Genomic DNA, 19669 nt, shown 5'->3' on the forward strand with positions numbered 1-19669 from the left:
TATATGTGTATAATAGTGGATAGGATTTAACTTAATTTTATTTATTTAAAAGAGGGAATGAAAAATGACACTAGATAAACAAAGCCCCAGAAAATCATTGAATAAAGCATTTCTAAAAGTGAAAATAAATAGAAATGAACTTGAAATGTTTAAGTCGAATTTATCTCAAATGATTGAGTTAATTAATGAAGAGGAAACAGAGGAGTTCCATAAAAACTTAATTTCTCAGTTTCTTAAAGATAGTCATTATGGTAATAAGTATTTTATAAATACTAAAGGCAGAAGTGACTTAGTAATACATAATGAAAATAGTTCAAAAAGTTCTGTTGGAGTTATCATAGAAGTTAAAAAACCACTAAATAAATCAGAAATGATTTCATTAAATAAAATTAATGTTAAAGCGTTCCAAGAATTATTACTATACTACCTTAGAGAGCGTATAACAAATAATAATATCGAATTAAAACAACTTATTGTTACCAATGTTTATGAATGGTTCATTTTTGATGCTAATTTATTTGAGAAAGTTTTTGCCAATGATAAGAAACTTGTAAGTGAATTTAAAGATTTTGAAGAAGGACGACTAAGTGGGAAAACTACAGATTTTTTTTATAAGAATATCGCAGAACCCGCAATTGAAAAAGTTATTAAAGAAGGAATACTTTATACACATTTTAGTATTTTGGACTATAAGAAATCGTTAAACAGTAATAATGAAAATAGCAAAATTGTTGTGTTGTACAAGTTACTATCGCCAGAAAATATACTTAAATTACCTTTTGTAAATGATAGTAATAATTTAAACCAAAATTTTTATTCTGAATTACTTCACATTATTGGATTATCAGAATATAAAAAGGGTTCTCAAAAATTAATAATGAGGAATCAAAAAAGTAAAAGAAATAATGGTTCACTTATTGAAAATGCTATATCCCAACTTGAAGACTTAGATAAAATTTCAAGACTAGAAAGACCATCCCGATTTGGTAAAGATTTCGAAGAACGTATTTTCAATGTTTCATTAGAATTAGTAATTACATGGATAAATAGGATTTTGTTTCTTAAGTTATTAGAAGGACAATTAATTAACTATCATAATGGCGAAAAATCATTTCTTTTTTTAAATTACACTAAGGTAAAGAGTTTTGAGGATTTAAATAACCTGTTTTTCAGTGTCTTAGCTAGGAAGGAAATAGAACGCAGTGATGATATGAAGAACCTCTTTCCAAATGTTCCTTATCTCAATAGTTCATTATTTGAGCCTTCGAAACTTGAACATTCATGTCTCTTCATAGGTCAATTAAGAACATTAGAGATACCAGTTTTTTCATCTACAGTTTTAAAAGATAATAACGGTAAGAAGAGAAGAAAAAACATTAATACTTTGGAATACTTGTTTGAATTTTTAAATTCATATGATTTCAGTTCGGATACAAAAGAGGAAGTTCAAGAGGAGAATAAAACTCTAATTAATGCTTCTGTTTTAGGATTAATATTTGAAAAAATCAATGGTTATAAAGAAGGTTCTTTTTTTACACCCGGATATATAACCATGTTTATGTCTAAAGAAGCTATAAGGAAAATGGTAATTCAGAAGTTCAATGAATTAAAAGGTTGGAAATGTGAAGATTTCAATCAACTATACAATATGATTGAAGATAAGCAGGAAGCTAACAATATTATTAATAATATAAAAATATGTGACCCAGCTGTTGGGTCGGGGCATTTTTTGGTATCTGCATTAAACGAAATATTAGCCATAAAAAGCGAACTGAAAATTTTATTAGACCAAGAAGGACGAACATTGCGAGACTATCACGTGGAAGTGGTGAATGATGATTTAATTGTTACAGATGAAGATGGTAAATTATTTACTTATAACCCAAAGAATAAAGAAAGTCAAAGGGTACAACAAACTTTATTTATTGAAAAGAAAAAAATTATAGAAAATTGTCTCTTTGGTGTAGATATAAATCCAAATTCTGTTAATATTTGCAGGCTTCGTCTCTGGATTGAATTACTTAAAAACGCTTATTATAGACCAAATAATGAATTAGAAACCTTACCAAATATTGATATTAATATTAAGTGCGGAAATTCATTAGTGAGTAGATATTCGCTAGATACTACCTTAGGTAAAATTACAAAGAAAAGTAAATTTAATGTTAAAGAGTACATTAATGCAGTAAACAATTATCGAAATGCTGAAAGTAAACAAGAAAAAAGGAAAATGGAAAATTTAATCGTAGATATTAAAAATAACTTTGAAAGTCAAATTGCATTTAATGATACTGAAAAGTTAATTGAATTAAGGCGAGAACTGAATTTTATAAATAATCAACTTGGTTTATTTGAAAAAACAAAAGAGGAAAAATTACTCGAAAATAACAAAGTTAAAAATATTAAACAAAAAATAAAACAACTAGAACAAAAAATATCTGAAATAAAAAGTAATAAGATTTATGAAAATGCTTTTGAATGGCGTTTTGAATTTCCTGAGGTATTAGATAATAAAGGGAATTTCAAGGGTTTTGATATAGTTATTGGAAATCCTCCATATATAAAATATCAAGACATTAAGAAACAAAATTCTAATGTAGCCGAACATATTTTTAATACTTATAAAACAACTACTGGTAATTTCGATATGTACATTCCTTTCTTTGAAAAAGGATGGGAAATATTAAAACCAGAGGGAGTTCTTTCATTTATTGCTCCAAGTGTTTGGATATATACAGAATATGGAAATAAGCTTAAAGAGCTTTTTCAAACTAACAGATATTTGTTTAAATTTATTGATTTTAAAAGTTTTCAGGTGTTTAAGGATGCGACTACATATACAGCATTACAGTTCCTAAGTAAGAAAAAGAATGATTACATTTTGTATGCTGAAGCTCCAAAGGGTGATATCTGGGACTTAAAGTTAAATCCTAATGATTATACAAAATTGGAAGAAAAATCTTGGAAAATGACTTCGTCTAAAGGTGAAAGTATTCAGAAAAAGGTTAATGCTATTAGTAGTTCTTTGGGGAGTGTAATAGACAAAATAGTTGTAGGTATTCAAACAAGTGCAAACAACATTTATCACTTAGAAAGAGTGAAAGATAATTATTATTTTTCCAAAGCATCTAATTCAGTAGTAGAAATAGAAGAACAACTGATTCGCTCCTTAATATCAGGTGACGAGGTTAAGAGATTTACTCAACCAACCACTTCGACTTTCTTATTATGCCCTTATCAAAGTATTGGTAATAATTATCCTACATTAATTGATAGACATACAATGGAAAGTGAATACCCTAATGCATGGAAATATTTAAAAGAACACGAGGTTTTCCTAAGGGCGAGAGAAGATAGGAAAATGGATAAGGATGAAATATGGTGGGGTTATAATTATCCTAAAAATCTGGATAAGCAACACAGACCAAAACTTTGTGTAGCACAAACAGTTCAAAACCTTAAATTGTTTTTTGATTATCAAGGTACATATTATCTTGACAACGTAAGGGTTAATGGCGTTTTAGTTGATGATGATGATTTAGAAACACTTTGGTTTTTGCTTGGAGTATTAAATTCATCAGTCTTAAATTACTATTTTCAAAAAACAGCAAAACCTAAAAATAATGGTTATTATGAAGCGAATAAACAATTTATTGAACCTCTTCCAATTCCTTTAGTTAATGAAGAAACAAAGAAATTAATAATTAACATCTCCAAAGAATTGACACACTTGCATACGGAATTGATAAGCATAACCAATAGAGTGGTTAGCAGAATCATGACTGATATAGGAAATGGAAAAGAGAATAAAAGAAGCTTTAAAAAATGGGGAGAAATGGATTTTGCTAAATTAAGCAAGGAAATAGAAAGAATTACGGGAAATGATATACCTCTTTCTGAGAGAAATGATTGGGAGGATTATATAAATAAAAATAAACAAAAAGTCAATGAACTTAGAAATCAAATAATAAAACTAGAAGATGACCTTAATTTAATAATTTATTCTTTCTATAATTTGGATGAAGATGAGATAAAATTAATTATGCATGAATAATTACAAAATCTCATTTCCAAATAAATTTATTAAATTAATGTTATTTGAGATATTTAAAAATGGTATAAAAACAAGACTAAAGCACAAGCACGATATGCTAATTTGAAAAACAATGGTTGAAAGGGAAGGTATCTCCTCACAAATCTAAATAGTGTATAAATAAAAAATTGAACGTTCTCTACTAGCAAGGGGACGTTTTTTTCTATTGGGAAAAATACAACTTATAATTTAACAAAAAAGCTCTTGATGAATGTTTCATTACCGATAGATTTAACGGTAATGAACAGGTGCAAAAGGAAATTTAGTCGTATCAAGGGTTTTAAGACTTTACTTTATTACCGTTAAACTGTGATTGAAAATATTATTTAGCAAGGTAAGTGGGATGAAAGGCATTTTTATTAATTAAAAACTAAGCATATGTGTATTAAGCTCTCGCAACATGTTAAATATTTTATTACGTGTGAAATTGAAAAACAGGTCAATAGACATGATTATAGCGTGTGAAAATGTTTCTTGCTTGCAGGGTGATGTTGTCATCTTGCTAATCAAAGAACCGATATGTTTTCAAAAGATAGATTTTATAATGGATTTTTTTGACAAAAGGAGGGTTTGAGCTTCTCTAAAAAGAATTATTGATATATGATTTTTGTTTTAGGATAAATTGTTTACGATACTTGTAAAAGGCATAACAAAAAGATATAAGGGGGCTATTATGAGCTTTTGGGATATAATTTCTATTTTTTCTTTTCTTTCTACTCTGATTCTACTTATTATTGGTTTTGTTTTTCATTTTGTGAAAAATGGAAAAGCAAAGAGAATGTTCTTAGCATCGGGAATTGTTTTTGCGGTAGCTATTGTCAGTTTTATTTTTACAATGGCATTGGACTTTTGGTATACTACTTTTATTTCAGCGTTTCTTTCTATGTTAGCTTTATTAGTCATTGCAATACTTTTTCTTTTTATGAAAAATGGAAAGGCAAAGAAAATGTTTAAAGTATCGGGAATAGTTTTTGCAGTAACTATTGTGAGTTTTATTCTTACAATGGCATTTGATGATAATACTGCAACTCAAACAGCCTCAACTTCTTCTCAGAAGGAAGAGTCAAATCAAGAAGCTAAGAAGAAGGCAGAAGCAGAAGCTAGAGTAGAAGCGGAGGCAAAGAAGAAGGCAGAAGTAGAAGCAAAGAAGATAGCGGAGGCAAAGAAGAAGGCAGAAGTAGAAGCAAAGAAGATAGCGGAAGCTAAGAAGAAGGCAGAAGTAGAAGCAAAGAAGATAGCGGAAGCTAAGAAGAAGGCAGAAGCAGAAGCTAGAGTAGAAGCGGAGGCAAAGAAGAAACAGGAAGAATTAGCAAAAGATTTTGAAATGGATATGGAAAATTTTGATGCTCTTTTGAATAAAAACCAAGAACTAATAAGTCCAATTATATCAGCAATGTTAAAAGAGGAAAATGATACAGATGAAGAGAGTTTTCCTAAACTGCTTACGAGTTTAAATGAAACTAGACTGTATATTAAAAATATGCAAGATTATTCTCAAATAGAGAAATATAAAGAAACAAACATTCATTTTAATGAAGGGTCTGCACACCTAATTGGTGCTTATGCTCATTTTAATAGTTTTTATGAATCGAATTATAATAATGGAGAATTATTTTATATAGGTTTAGACTCGTATAATAAGGCATTTGAAGAGTTTAAAATAGCAGGGTCAATGTATGCACAAGAAAAATAATTACAATGATAGTATTCAAATTTTAAAAAAATTGTAGGCACTCTAGATAGGGTGTCTTTTGTTTTAAAGAGTTGTACTTTAACAATTGACAAATTTATTTATTGGGATATTATCTTAATTAAAGGTATTTAATAATCGTATGGACAACAACATATTTCACATTGATTACTATGTTTCAAAACATTGATATAATAAGGGTTTATGAACATTTAGGAATCGGCACGACTCAAAATCGTGTTCCCTGATAAATATTAAAAGGAAACCCTTTAATACAAGTGTTTCCTTTTTTTGTTAATTGTATTTTTTTATGGAGTTAATCTGATATTGTACTTTTTTAATTTGAAATCATTCAAAAACCAAGTTGGAGAATAAACAACATAGAGAAAATATATATATATTTAAGACCAAGCCAGTGATTTTCAATGTCACTGACTTTTTTTGTGGTAAAATTTGTGAAATAAAGGAAACCTACACAAACTAAAGAGTATAACTTTTTGGTCACTAATGCGGTCACTAAAAGGGTAATAAACCCTATATTATCAGTATCTTTTTACACTTTCGAGCGGTCACATTATTGGTCACTAATTAGCAAATTCACCTCAATACTCTCCAACACTCTTCTTACTAATCCGCTCCACAATCTCCATTAAATCATCTGGCCTATGGAATTCAATCGGTGAAACGCCTTTATCGAACTGAATCGTGTCGGCTTCTATCATTAATACATACTTCCCATTAATCTTGCCTAAATGAATGCTTTCCCCGAAATCGGCTAGAAGTCCTTTAACGGAGGTACTACCAAGCTTCATGCGCAGTTCGGCTTCTGGTGTATGTTCGACGATTTGGGCAGTTGCTTCGACGACCTGGTGGGTTTCTAAGCGTTCCTGGATTTCCCGTTTTTCACTTGATTCCCAGATTTCGAGGTCTTGCTCGAATTTCTGCAGTTCGTCGCTGTTTTCTTCGAATTGTGCAGATACATGTTCATGGACCATATGGATGACCTGGTTTTTCATAATTTCTGGCATGGATTCCCCATATTCTACGAACTTAAGGAAATCCTCGAAGTAGCGGGCATGTGAAGCCTGGTGGATTTTCAGTTCACCTTCTTCGACAATTCCTTCTTCGGGCATGAAGGGGTACTGAATCGATTTCATATTTTTTGTGGTAATGGCCATTTCCACATGTCGAATTAATGTTCGTTCGTCGGAAATGGAAGCGACTTTTGGCTCGAAATCACATTTCAATAGAAAGATGAAAGGTTCATCAAGATATTGCGTCAACTTAGCCGAAGCAATAAGGAAAACCCCGCCACGTACAGCACTTGTATCTATATAAGATTGGGCAAAAAGTTCATTTTCCTTTTGAAACTCTTCTTTTGATCGTGCATATCGGACTCGATTGAATGCATTGTAATTTGGGTTTGAGTCGAGCGCATGACCTTCTTCTACTATAAATGAACCGATTTTCGTCGGAATTTGTTCAGTTTTAGGATGACGGTCCACTTTTCGTTTGGAGATTTTCATCAATTCACCATCTAGAAAATCCTTTAAAGGACTATCTTCATATTCCTGGGTATCAAGTGTTTGAAAGTGTTTAAAACGTTTGTCCGCCTGATCGCCTTTTCCTTCGACTTGTATTAAATAAAAAGACAGATAGGTAATCGCAAAATCCATGAAAGTCACCTACTCCATTATATATATTTCCTCTTTTAAGACTTAATAAGTATAGAGATGCCAGTCTCATCCGTCAATATTAATCTAGTCACCTTGAACATGGTATTAGGACATTATGCTCCGAAGGTGAGCCCTGTAATGAAGTAAATTTATATACATATTACTAGTGAAAGTTACCTTATAATTAAGAAATATCAAATGTCTAATATTTTGTGAGTATATTAATAGTGTATATAAATCTTGTAAGCTTTAATGAAAATAAGGATAGTATTCTTTAAAAATTATACTATTACAATAATAAAACCATTGACGGGTAAAAGGGTAATGCGTATAATTTGAAAGTCTGATAATTCAGGATTTGTTGAGTTTTGTCGAAATTTATCTTAACTAAACAATATTTTTAGCCATTCTATTATTTACTTATTGAATGTTTTTTATTTTTTATGGAGGAGAAAAGATGAACATTTTTAGAAAGAAGTCCATCGAGGACTTATTGAACACAGGTTCCAATAACAATGGTTTGAAGAGGGAGCTAGGTGCTTGGGATTTAACGATGCTAGGTATAGGCGCCATTATTGGGACAGGCATTTTTGTATTGACGGGTACTGGAGCGGTCCACGCCGGGCCTGCACTATCCCTTTCATTTGTCATTGCAGGTCTAGCTTGTTTATTTGCCGCTCTTTCATATGCTGAATTTGCATCCTCCGTTCCAGTTTCGGGTTCGACTTACACTTATGCTTACGCAACACTTGGTGAATTCGCTGCTTGGATTATCGGGTGGGACCTAATTCTTGAATATCTCTTGGCAGTTAGCGCGGTATCCGCCGGTTGGTCTGGTTATTTCCAATCGTTCTTACATGGAATCGGGATTAACTTACCAGAAGGGATTACTGCAGCACCTGGTTCTATTGAAGGCACCACAACGTATATGAACCTTCCGGCATTTTTAATCGTCATAGCAATCACGTTATTAATTTCCCGAGGTACCAAAGAAACCAAACGAGTGAATAACATCATGGTCATCATTAAATTGATTGTTGTAGCATTGTTCATCATTTCATCTATTTTCTATGTGAAGCCAGAGAATTGGCAACCATTTATGCCATTTGGAATAAGTGGTGTGTTTTCAACTGCCGCATTGATGTTCTTTGCGTTTATCGGATTCGATGCAGTAGCTTCCGCAGCTGAAGAAACGAAAAATCCCGGAAAAAACTTACCCCGAGGAATCATTGGTTCATTGATCATCTGTGTTGCTTTATATATGGTTGTTAGTTTAATCATGACTGGTGTGGTACCGTATGCACAATTCGGAACTGCGTTGGATCATCCAATTTCTTTGGTTTTACAAGTTGTAGGACAAAATTGGATTGCAGGATTCATTGATGTTGGAGCCTTTATTGGAATGACGACGGTCATCCTGGTTATGTTATTTGGACAATCCCGTATCATGTTTGCGATGTCTCGTGACGGTTTAATGCCGAAGCCATTATCTAAACTGCACAAGAAATATAAAACACCCTATGCCGTTACTTGGATGTTCGGAATCATTGCCGCGTTGCTTGGTGCATTTATTCCATTGAGTGATTTAGCTGAGTTGGTCAATATAGGAACACTAACGGCGTTTACTATGATATCCGCTGCAGTCATCGTATTACGAAAAATCAAACCAGATTTGAAACGTGCTTTTTATTGCCCATGGGTGCCTCTCGTACCAGGATTAGCAATCGTTTTCTGTGTGTTTCTGATGTTCCAATTAGGGAGCCATACATGGATTCGTTTCTTGATTTGGATGGTCCTCGGTATTATCGTGTACTTTGTATATTCACGAAAACACTCCAATCTGAATCAATAAATCGTAAAAACACTCTTACGGAGTGTTTTTTTTTTAGGGCAATACCAAAAATAGTCCTAAAGTAATGTGAAAATATGTTCAAAAATGAGGAAATTTTCATCAAAATAGCTTAATATTAACATAGAATATGACTTACTATCATAAATCGAAAGCAGATATCCGGAGGCAAGTCTTAATGAAAATCATATGGAAAAATAACCTTACCAATGATATTGATTATATGAAGTATAAGGATCAAGTTGGTATACAAATTAAAAACCATTCAGGTGTGTTAACCCAAATAGACATGATTCATTTAACTACAAAGGATCTCTGTGTTATTCGTTCATTACAGGACAATGTGAAGGAACATATTATTAAAATTGTAGACAATTTCTACAGAAACTTAGAAAAGGAACCCTCTTTAATGCAGGTGATTAATAAGCACAGTTCTGTTGATCGGTTGAAGACGACGTTACACCATCATATGTTTGAAATGTTTAGTGGTTGTATCGATGATGAATATATTAAACAGCGTTATATCATTGCACATGTCCATGTAAGGATTGGCTTGCAGCCAAAATGGTATCTGAGTGCATTTCAGGATTTGCTTCAGTCAATCATTCTCCAAGTGATGACTCATATCAAGGACATAGAACTATACCAGGACACGATTTTGGCTGTCACAAAAATCATGAATTTAGAACAACAAATCGTTCTAGAAGCATATGATCTTGAAAATGAGAGAATTCGCCAACAAATCCAGGGTGATAAGGAAATGATTAAACAACAAGTCAATCGGAATGCAGAAGAATTGTCTGCCATCAGTCAACAGACTAGTTCCGCCACTCAATTAATGGCGGATAAAGTAATGGATATCCAAGTTGTTACCCAAAAGGGATCCGATACCGCCATCAGGACAGAAGAGCAATCCAAAGAAGGGGTTGAACTTTTAAAGGGGCTCGAAAAAAGGATGGTTAAAACCCAAGAGCAAATAATTATTATCTCAAAGGATATGGAGCAGCTATCCAATACATCCAAGGAAATTGAAAGAATTGTATCAATCATTACTTCAATCGCAGAACAGACGAATCTTTTAGCTTTGAATGCAGCAATTGAGGCAGCTAGAGCAGGTGAACATGGTAAAGGCTTTGCGGTGGTGGCTGGTGAGGTTAGAAAGCTATCGGAAAACACGAAAAAGTCCGTTACTGAAGTGGCAAAATTGGTAAACGGAATAGGGGACTTTACAAATGTGATGAATACATCCATTGCTGTCGTGAGTGATGAAATTATTCAAGGTACGCAACAAGGAAAGGAAACTGGATTATTTTTTACTGATATTGCGGAGGCCATGCTGTCTGTCAAAGAGCAAAACATTAAAGTCGCCAAAGAAATGAACGAGCTTAACGAAATATTCGATGGAATCAGTAAAGCGTTCGATCAAGTGGCGGTATCCTCTGAGGAATTAACAACAATGACAATGAATTTATAAGATCATGATAGAAAAGATACGGAATCTGCTAGATTCATTCCTTTTTGACCAATAGCGTGTAAAAGGGAGGGAGTGAATCATGAAATGTATACCCCTCTAAAACGCTTTTTTAGAAAAGTATTCTTAATTCCTTCTTTTTTTGGGAATGAGTGAGTATAGGTGCTACCTAGTAAGGGGACTAAATTAAGAATAGAAAAGTCTCAAACATTAACTTGTAATAATTTCAGATTAATGTTATATTAATAAAGCGATGAGCTAATTTGTGTAAGCCGTAGAACATGCTTTTAGCTAAACGTCGGGATGTGGCCTGACGGTTTTGCGCCACAAACGCATCAAGACGCCTGCTGCGTGCAGGCGTCTTTTTCTATGCACTTTTCTATTTAATGGACTCTTTTTTAGCAGCTTGTACGTCTTCTTTGAAATCGGCTTGTATATCATCGGTGATCCCTTTTGTGGCATCCTTGAACTCACGAAGCGAAGTGCCGACAGCACGTCCAATTTGAGGAAGTTTACTTGGGCCAAAGACCATTAAAGCTAATAGAAGGATTATAATTAAACCAGGTATTCCAATATTTGAAAACATAGATAGTCACCCCTAAAAATATTGATATCTAATATTATAGACTTCACACCGTCAATTGCAAAGGTTAATTACTATTAATTGTAAGCCTTGTTTGCTTATAATCTAAACATATTGCCTCCATATTATTCTCTGCTTGCAAGCTAAATTGTTTGATTGTTCGATTCCCTCATCATAACTTTACCTTCCTACCATATTTTGTGTTACCATTAAATTACATGATGGATAAAAATATTGGATTGGAGGTGTTTATGTGTCCAGTACACTTATTTTTACCCCGCTCAGTCATGTGGGCTGGGGGTCATTGAAACAACTTATTCCTCAAGTGAAGAGGTATGACATCTCCAGTATTCTGATCATCACGGACCCGGTGCTTATAAAAATAGGGGTGACGAATAAGATTACTCTCCCATTGGAAGAAGCAGGGTATCAAGTTCAATTATATACAGAAGTGATTCCTGAACCCCCTTTAGAATCAGGAGAAAAACTGGTTAGCTATATAAAGGAGCATCCATTCGATCTTATCATTGGTCTAGGTGGTGGCAGTGCTCTGGATTTAGCGAAACTGGCTGCGGTTCTTGCTGTTCATGAAGGATCTGTGGCAGATTACCTGAACCTAACGGGAACACGGAAGATTACTGCAAAAGGGATTCCCAAAATATTAATCCCAACCACAGCGGGAACGGGTTCTGAAGTAACCAATATTGCCGTGCTTTCTCTTGGAAACACCAAGGATGTTGTGACCCATGACTTTTTATTGGCGGACGCTGCCATAGTGGATCCAGAACTGACCGTATCCGTGCCACCACATATAACAGCTGCAACAGGTATCGATGCCCTAACTCATGCAGTAGAAGCTTATGTTTCCGTCAATAGCAGCCCTACGACTGAAGCCTTATCATTACACGCTGTCAGGCTCATTAGCAAATCTCTTCGTACTGCCGTTCAGGATGGGCAAAATCAACAAGCAAGGACAGACATGAGCCAGGGAAGTTATATGGCCGGCCTTGCCTTTTTTAATGCTGGCGTAGCGGGAGTACATGCACTTGCCTATCCACTAGGTGGCCAATTTCACCTATCACATGGTGACTCCAATGCCGTCCTGCTTCCGTATGTTATGGGCTATATTAGAAAAAGTTGTACGAAAAAGATGGCTGACTTATTAAATGCCATGGGTGGAAGCTCAGTTTATTTATCCGAAGAAGAGGCATCCCTTAGATGTGTTGAAGAAATTAAAAGATTGGTGCAAGATATAGGGATCCCAACTACATTAGGTGATTTCGATATTCCTAAAAATGCAATAGACAAGCTGGTGGAAGATGGAGAAAAGCAAAAAAGGCTTTTAGCGAGAAGCCCCTTGCCACTTGGAAAAGAAGATATTCTAACCATCTATCAATCCGCCTTTAATGGCCGTATTACTGAACCTTTATAAAATTTATTGCATGAAATGTAGTGGATGGAAATTTTTGACCTTGCAACTTAAGATAACATTAGGTATTATAAATACATAAGCTGCGTTGTTCGTAATGATAATTAAGTTTTAACCTTTAAGCTGTAATAGGGAGTTTTATATCAAGGTTGGAATGTTATGCCTCGTCACTGACTTGGAAAACAGGAAAATTTTTGCAAACACCCACTTTGAGGAGTGGTGGTTTAAAACTTTCTTACTGAAATACGGCAATGGCGGCTTTATAACTTTTACAATTTGAGGCCAGTCCCTTATGGGGGCTGGTCTTTTGTATTTGTACCATTTAATTGGGCGAAGGTTAATAAACAGAGGCAATGTTATATAATAAAAGATCTTAGAGGCGTTATTATAGGGCAGTATTCAAAGAGTTAATTTCTATGTAAAATCTCATAAATGCTTTAAGTAACTCTTTTTTCCTACATAATTCAAAAGTGCTTTTATATAAAGCGATAGTTGGAGGTAAACTTGCGGATCGTTTTGGTTCAAAAGTCGTACTCGTCTCCTTTTTAATCCTGGGGTTCCAGACACTCACGATGTTGAGCTTTAAACCAAGCATGTTCATGCTTTATTTGCTCCTAGCCATAGCAGGGGGAACGACAACAGGTACACAAATCATTACGAATGCCTATGTATCACAGTATTACCCATATGAAATTGTCCCTTCAGGTCAACTTCTTGGCCTTTGCCATTCCTTGTATTATCGCAGCGATAGCGATTTATGGTTCATACAAGAAAAATTCAGCAATGCAGCACTAAGTTCAGTAAAGAAAGTAAGCTAACAGAGTATTGTATGATTAGTATCACTTTAGAGTAAAACGTAATGATAAAATATCCGGTCAGTGTTATGATTAACTCTATCATTTCATTTGGAGGATAAAACATGAACATAATCGTATTTGGGGCTTCAGGTAAAACAGGAAAATTGGTTGTGGAGCAAGCACTAAATTTACAGCACGAAGTAACAGCCTTTGTAAGGAACCCAACTAAGCTGCAATTGAATCATCCGAACTTGCATATCATTCAAGGGGATGCTCTAGAAGAAGAGACGGTACAAAAGGCCATATCGGGCAAAGATGTGGTCATATCATGCCTAGGCTCAAGCAGTGGGTTGGGAAAGACGACCGTTCTACATGAAATGACGCAGAATATTGTCAATGGAATGAAAGTCAACAATGTTTCAAGAATCATTTATATGGCGTCAGCGGGTATTGAAAAAGAAATCCCAGGATTAATTGGGAAGTTGACAATGAAGATGTTGGGGAATGTATTGGAAGATCATCGTAATGCAGTGGATGTTATTAAAGCAAACAATTTGACATGGACCGTGGCAAGACCGATGGGGTTATCTGATAATCCGCCTACTGGTTCGTATCGGGAAGAGCATCAAGGTGTACCAAAAGGAAGCCGTAGCATTTCCCGTGCAGATGTTGCCGATTTCATAACACGAGCACTCACGGATGATAAATATTTAAATCAATCTGTTGCTTTAGGGAACTAAAGGGGTTAATAGCCCTTTAGTTTTTTTAGTTTCTTGGTGCCCATAGGATGATGGATGCCCCGATTACACAAATGATAGCGCCAATCCAATCATATAAATCAGGTGTTTTCTTATCTATTCCCCATCCCCATAAAACCGATAATACGATAAAAACGCCACCATATGCTGCATATACACGTCCAAAAGTAGGGAATGTTTGAAATGTGGCAATAATGCCATATAAAATAAGTGCAATTCCTCCGGCCAATCCAAAATAAATGGATTTTCCTTCTCGTAGCCACATCCAGATAAGATATCCGCCACCAATCTCGGCCAGACCAGCCATAAGAAATATAGGGATGGTCACAATCATATGTATCCCTCACTTTCTTCATTGAATTCTATCATAACTTGTATAACGTTGGCAGACTTTGCTACCTATGTTTTAGGAGCATCAACTCCATCTCCTTTTCTTCGATCCATGGGTCATTCACTGAATTCTAACCAATGAATATTCAAATGAATTATTGGATTGCATTTCAAGTACAAAGGGTACTAGAACTAAAACGGAATCATAGTATCCTAGTTAAGGAGATGCAATCATGAAAACCAAATCATATGCTTATATGCTAGCCATATTGCATGCCAGCATTGTTGGCTTATCCTTTTTGTTTACAAAGATGGCAATCGCCGAATCGAACCCACTTGATACGTTGGCGTTCCGTTTCAGCATTTCTTTCGCCGTTATATTAGTTTTGGTCGCATTAAAAGTAATTAAGGTGAGCTATACAATTGAGTCAATCAAAAAACTGCTTCCATTATCATTAATGTTTCCCACCCTCTTCTTTGTCTTTCAAACTTTCGGACTTAAATATTCCCAATCCACGGATGCCGGAATCTTATCGGCTATCACCCCAATCATTACAGTCATCATTGCGGGATACTTTCTAAAGGAAAGAACCTCTCTTTATCAAAACATCTCTATTGTTTTATCGGTAGTAGGGGTCATTTTCATTTTCCTTATGAAAGGAAGTACGATGAATGCCTCTGATTTGCTCGGTATGGGATTAATCCTTCTATCTTGTTTAGCGACAGCAGGATATACGACGATGACACGGTCCTTGGCAAAGGAATATACGCCTGGTGAAATGTCCTTTTTCATGATGGGAACAGGTTTCATCCTTTTTAACCTGGCTGCAATCATATCTCATATGAGCAAGGGAACGATGCCGGAATTCATTTCACCATGGTCAAGTATGGAATTTGTCGGTTCTATCTTATATTTAGGAATCTTGGCTTCGTTGGTCACGTCGATGCTTTCGAACACGATATTATCAAAAATCAAGGCTTCTCAAATGAGTGTCTTTGCAAATCTATCGACAGTGGTGACCATTATTGCAGGAGCACTCTTTCTTAATGAAAAAATTACGATTTTCGATATAGTGGGTTCAGGTTTAATTATCCTGGGCGTGTTCGGTACCAACTATTTTGGGGAGAGGAAAGATCACCCTATTAAAATGAAACTTCATTTTGATGAGAAAGAGCATAGTGTAAAATGAAAAAATCAGCTTATCCTCAATAAAGGGATAAGCTGATTTTATTTCCACCATATTGTGTCAGGGAATTCCATTCCGCCAATGTGAACAGGCTCGCCGATTTTTGGGGTGGCTACTTGTACGGGTTTTTCCTTGGCAGCTTTTGTCACCCTTTCAATGGGGTCTGTCCAATCATGAAGAGATAAAGTGAAGCCTGCCCAATGAATGGGAATCATTAGTTTTCCTTTTACGTCGATAGTTGCTTGGACCGTTTCTTCAGGCATCATATGAATGGTGGACCATCGTTCATCATACTGTCCGCATTCCATTAATGTAAGATCGAAGGGACCGTATTTTTCGCCGATTTCTCTAAAATGTGTGCCGTACCCGCTATCACCGCTGAAAAAGACCTTATCTTCTTTTCCGTATATCACCCATGAACACCAAAGTGTAGAATTTCTATCATTTAAACTTCTCCCGGAAAAGTGTCTTGCTGGCGTACAGACTAAATGGAGTCCGTCGTAGAATACTTCATCCCACCAGTTGTGTTCCTGTATCTTTTCCTTCGATACACCCCACTTCACCAAATGGTCTCCTACCCCTAGGGGAACAATGAATTGACCGACCTTATCTTTTAATTTCTTTATGGAATAGTAATCTAAATGATCATAGTGGTCATGCGAGAGAATGACAGCATCAATCGGTGGAAGGTTTTCCAAATCGATTGGCAAGTCACCGCTAAATCTCTTGTTTCCAAACATCGGAAAAGGAGTAGGGGCTTTACCAAACATTGGATCCACCAATAAAGTTTTACCGTCCAACTCAAGCATGAAGGCTGAATGTCCATACCAGGTGATTTTATTGGCGTCTTTGTATGATCGGACCGTCGAATCAATCAAAATGGGAACGGCAGGTCGTCTGTTTGGATTTCCTTTCATATACTCCCGAAGTATGGAGCCAGTATGTTTAAGGCTCATCATCTGACTCGCAGGAATTTGATTGATGAATTGCCCATTCTTAAAATTTTCTTTCGTACTGAAGTTTTTGATTCTTTTCTTTGATGCACGTCTTCCTAGTGGAGGATAAAGACTTATAAAAAGTATCCCGGTTAATAGGATGGACATGAAAATTCTTAAAGTTTTCAGCATATATGTTCCTCCTGAATATTTAGGGATTTATTCTGAACTAATCATAACATAAAAATTGGTAATCACTCACTGGAGTGGTTCTGAATGAAACGCGTGAGGGTCGCTGTTCAAGTGCAAATGTAAACAGCAATCCCCACTTATACTTTCTCTTTGATTGCAGGGAAAAGAGGGAGACATCCTGAATATAATTTATATAAGAATTATAGAAGCTGAAAAAAGGGTAGGAGGATAAAAACAGTGTTGATGTTTTTCAGAGTCTTTGTATGGGCCGTATTTATTGCATTATTAGTTTATGTGGTTTTATCCTGGAGGTATAAAGATAAAATCAGCATGAAAATAGAAGCCATTCGAAAAACATGGTATGTCATTTTCATATTGGGGGCTTTAATATACTGGAGTTTTTATCCGACGAGCATTTTTGATGAGTGGAAGAATTTCCTCATTGTCGCCGTTCTGTTTGTGCTGATAGATATGTTCGTATTTTTGAGCATGTATATATCAAAAATTGGCGATAATGAGCTCTCCTATGCAACTAAAGCGGTTGCGGAAAGCGATAAGTTATTATCGGATAATCGGGAAAAGGTCAAAAATATGTTTTACCTTTTGAAAAAAGAAGGGATTCCGGAGTTTTATCAGACGAATGAGGAATACCTGGCCTACTTGCATATCATGCTTCAGGCTTATGCAGCCAAGGAAGGGATGAATGTCAAAATTATTCCTTTTAAAACGGAACAAGACAAGAACTTGATGTTAAAAGCTTACCCGACCTTGTCTGGAAGTACGATCCGTGCTACATTGGAAAGAGAAGATACGTATTACAATGATGAAGAGAAAATGGCGCTTCAGCCCGTTAATGTTTTGACATTTCCTTATATTTTAGAGATAAGATCGGAAAGCTTCGTGTCAGAAGTGGATTGTTTATTAATAGCATTATTGATCATGATGTTTGATATGGTCATAAAACAAAATTAAGGGGAGTTGGTTAAATGAGCATTTATGATAAAGCTGGAAGCAATGTTTCCGTCGCTGTAATTAAACCCCAGGTCAAAATTCCCGATGTGGCTTTAAGTCCACATACAAAAAAGGTGATGAAACAAAATGAACGTGTTATCCTGAACCATAAAGAAAAGACAACACGTTTGAACAAATTGAGGAATGTCCTCTAGAAAGAAGGAGGCTTGGGATTGATGATATTTTAAGGGCACCTGCATATACTATTTTATAATGATAAATAGGAAGGGTCCTTTAGATATGAACAAGAAACCTGTGAGAGTAGACATCCCAGCCCCTTCAGCATCGCCATCCGAAAACAGGATACATAAAAAAAATGCTGAATTGTTGAATGTTTTGCGTAAGTTGAAAACGAAACGTTGGTTTTTTATACGGTAAGGACAAAAAGTGTGGATGATTACAATCATCCACACTTTTTTGAATTAAGAATATTCAATATGTTTTTTGCCTTCTTTAGCAACATACATAGAATGGTCCGCTTTTTTCAGTAACGTAACCATGTCGTCCCCATGGACCGGGTAAACGCTTATCCCCATACTTGCAGAAATCAAATGTTCTTTCCCACCGACTTGAATAGGCATGGAAGATAATTGTTTTAAAAGGAGTTCGGCTGTCTGTTTTGTGCTTTTTATTCTATCCTCAGTGCGTAATAAAATAACAAATTCATCCCCACCAATTCGAGCGACATAACTATTGTCAGGTGAAGATTTCAAAAGACACTCCGCGGTCCTTTTAATGACACTATCTCCAAAATCATGACCAAAAGTATCATTGAAATATTTAAAATTGTCGAGATCGATATAAAGGAGGGACATTTCGTTATAAATTTCATCCTTATTATATTCAAAATAGTTATAAATGTAGTTACGGTTATAGAGACCAGTCAAAGAATCCCTGATTATTCCATTCTCGATGTTGACCGTTTGACTGATCAGCGATGCCAAGGAGCTAAGTAGCACTACATCATACTCTTTAAATTCATAAGGTTTAATATCGAATGCACATAATGTTCCGATGATTTTATCCTCATTTTTAATAGGAGCACCCATGTAGCATCCATTTTTAATCCTATCCAATATGGGGTGATTACATGTCAGGGTACTATTTTTTATATCGTTAATAACTACGGGTTCCATTTTATTCTCGACGACCAGGTTACAAAGAACTTCATTAAAGGGTATGGTATCGCCGGTCTTGATTAGATTTGCTTTCCGATTGAAGGACTTGACGATAAAGCTTTGGGATTGTTCGAAAACCGTGAGCACGAATGTATTGACTTTAATCGTATGAGCTAGTAATTCTAAGACTTCATTAGCGATGGAATCAAAATTCTTGTAGTAATTAATGTCGTGGTGAATCATTTTCTGAATCCCCTTTCCATAAGTCAGGTTGTTTGCTGGGTTCTATATGGGTGATTTATCATGGGTTGAATCTATTTATATAAATGACGGTATGTTCGTCGCGTTAGCTCATTGCTAATTCGAGGTTACTATCACGAAAAATGGATACAGTTTTGCTTGAAATTTGTTAGTATTAGTTTAAACCATCATTATAAATGTAGAAGTTACATAGCTTATTGTAGACAGAGTCACCATTCACTGTACATGTAATGGAAGTAATACCATTAATCTATCATACATGTCATATTTTATCACTATTTGCATCATA

Annotated in this window: 15 protein-coding genes and 1 other RNA gene; 11 read left to right on the plus strand and 5 right to left on the minus strand. The window is 35.1% G+C overall.

Annotation, left to right across the window (positions count from 1 at the left end):
- Positions 1 to 64: 64 nt before the first annotated feature.
- Together AC503W_RS09505 and AC503W_RS09510 are read left to right on the plus strand one after the other, a co-directional pair.
- Complete coding sequence (locus tag AC503W_RS09505; RefSeq protein WP_494917038.1) at positions 65 to 4054, plus strand: DUF7149 domain-containing protein; 3990 nt, start codon at positions 65 to 67, stop codon at positions 4052 to 4054.
- 712 nt (positions 4055 to 4766) lie between these two features.
- Positions 4767 to 5786: a hypothetical protein gene (locus tag AC503W_RS09510; protein ID WP_494917040.1), complete on the plus strand. Its 1020-nt coding sequence runs from the start codon at positions 4767 to 4769 to the stop codon at positions 5784 to 5786.
- A gap of 599 nt (positions 5787 to 6385) precedes the next feature.
- On the opposite strand, the gene AC503W_RS09515 is transcribed toward AC503W_RS09510, so the two are convergent.
- On the minus strand, positions 6386 to 7459 hold the full coding sequence (locus tag AC503W_RS09515; protein WP_403080131.1) for a DUF3900 domain-containing protein: 1074 nt from the start codon (positions 7457 to 7459) through the stop codon (positions 6386 to 6388).
- Between the two features lie 457 nt (positions 7460 to 7916).
- Here AC503W_RS09515 and bcaP point away from each other — a divergent pair, with 457 nt between their 5' ends.
- Entirely contained in the window at positions 7917 to 9311 is a 1395-nt protein-coding gene (bcaP, locus tag AC503W_RS09520; RefSeq protein ID WP_402989426.1) for a branched-chain amino acid transporter BcaP, read from the plus strand.
- Positions 9312 to 9486: 175 nt separating this feature from the next.
- A complete protein-coding gene (locus tag AC503W_RS09525) occupies positions 9487 to 10782 on the plus strand; it encodes a protoglobin domain-containing protein (protein ID WP_427651241.1) in 1296 nt (431 codons plus the stop codon).
- A gap of 376 nt (positions 10783 to 11158) precedes the next feature.
- Here AC503W_RS09525 and tatA read toward each other — a convergent pair whose 3' ends face one another.
- The gene (gene tatA / locus AC503W_RS09530) at positions 11159 to 11365 is read right to left on the minus strand and encodes a twin-arginine translocase TatA/TatE family subunit (RefSeq protein ID WP_402872789.1); all 207 of its coding nucleotides are present in this window, start codon (positions 11363 to 11365) and stop codon (positions 11159 to 11161) included.
- Positions 11366 to 11615: 250 nt separating this feature from the next.
- Between tatA and AC503W_RS09535 the strand changes: the two genes are divergently transcribed.
- The 4 genes from AC503W_RS09535 (at position 11616) to AC503W_RS09550 (ending at position 14328) form a co-directional block, all read left to right on the plus strand.
- Positions 11616 to 12794: an iron-containing alcohol dehydrogenase gene (locus AC503W_RS09535; RefSeq protein WP_494917042.1), complete on the plus strand. Its 1179-nt coding sequence runs from the start codon at positions 11616 to 11618 to the stop codon at positions 12792 to 12794.
- 74 nt (positions 12795 to 12868) lie between these two features.
- A non-coding RNA gene (gene ssrS / locus AC503W_RS09540) (6S RNA) lies at positions 12869 to 13056 on the plus strand.
- A 205-nt stretch (positions 13057 to 13261) separates the two neighbouring features.
- Positions 13262 to 13609, plus strand: coding sequence for a hypothetical protein (locus AC503W_RS09545; protein WP_427651239.1), 348 nt, complete (start codon positions 13262 to 13264; stop codon positions 13607 to 13609).
- A gap of 101 nt (positions 13610 to 13710) precedes the next feature.
- Positions 13711 to 14328 carry an NAD(P)-dependent oxidoreductase gene (locus AC503W_RS09550; RefSeq protein WP_402872796.1) on the plus strand — a complete coding sequence of 206 codons (618 nt, stop codon included), beginning with the start codon at positions 13711 to 13713 and terminating at the stop codon, positions 14326 to 14328.
- 25 nt (positions 14329 to 14353) lie between these two features.
- On the opposite strand, the gene AC503W_RS09555 is transcribed toward AC503W_RS09550, so the two are convergent.
- Positions 14354 to 14680, minus strand: a complete 327-nt coding sequence (locus AC503W_RS09555) for a YnfA family protein (RefSeq protein WP_427687307.1) — start codon at positions 14678 to 14680, stop codon at positions 14354 to 14356.
- A 229-nt stretch (positions 14681 to 14909) separates the two neighbouring features.
- Between AC503W_RS09555 and AC503W_RS09560 the strand changes: the two genes are divergently transcribed.
- Complete coding sequence (locus AC503W_RS09560; protein ID WP_402872801.1) at positions 14910 to 15866, plus strand: DMT family transporter; 957 nt, start codon at positions 14910 to 14912, stop codon at positions 15864 to 15866.
- 38 nt (positions 15867 to 15904) lie between these two features.
- Here AC503W_RS09560 and AC503W_RS09565 read toward each other — a convergent pair whose 3' ends face one another.
- Positions 15905 to 16990, minus strand: coding sequence for an MBL fold metallo-hydrolase (locus tag AC503W_RS09565; RefSeq protein ID WP_402992045.1), 1086 nt, complete (start codon positions 16988 to 16990; stop codon positions 15905 to 15907).
- 243 nt (positions 16991 to 17233) lie between these two features.
- Between AC503W_RS09565 and AC503W_RS09570 the strand changes: the two genes are divergently transcribed.
- Positions 17234 to 17962, plus strand: a complete 729-nt coding sequence (locus AC503W_RS09570) for a type II toxin-antitoxin system SpoIISA family toxin (RefSeq protein WP_402873209.1) — start codon at positions 17234 to 17236, stop codon at positions 17960 to 17962.
- 14 nt (positions 17963 to 17976) lie between these two features.
- Positions 17977 to 18156, plus strand: coding sequence for a hypothetical protein (locus tag AC503W_RS09575; RefSeq protein WP_494917051.1), 180 nt, complete (start codon positions 17977 to 17979; stop codon positions 18154 to 18156).
- Between the two features lie 267 nt (positions 18157 to 18423).
- On the opposite strand, the gene AC503W_RS09580 is transcribed toward AC503W_RS09575, so the two are convergent.
- Complete coding sequence (locus tag AC503W_RS09580; RefSeq protein WP_494917053.1) at positions 18424 to 19362, minus strand: sensor domain-containing diguanylate cyclase; 939 nt, start codon at positions 19360 to 19362, stop codon at positions 18424 to 18426.
- Positions 19363 to 19669 lie beyond the last annotated feature (307 nt).

Source organism: Peribacillus suis (genome assembly GCF_059384845.1).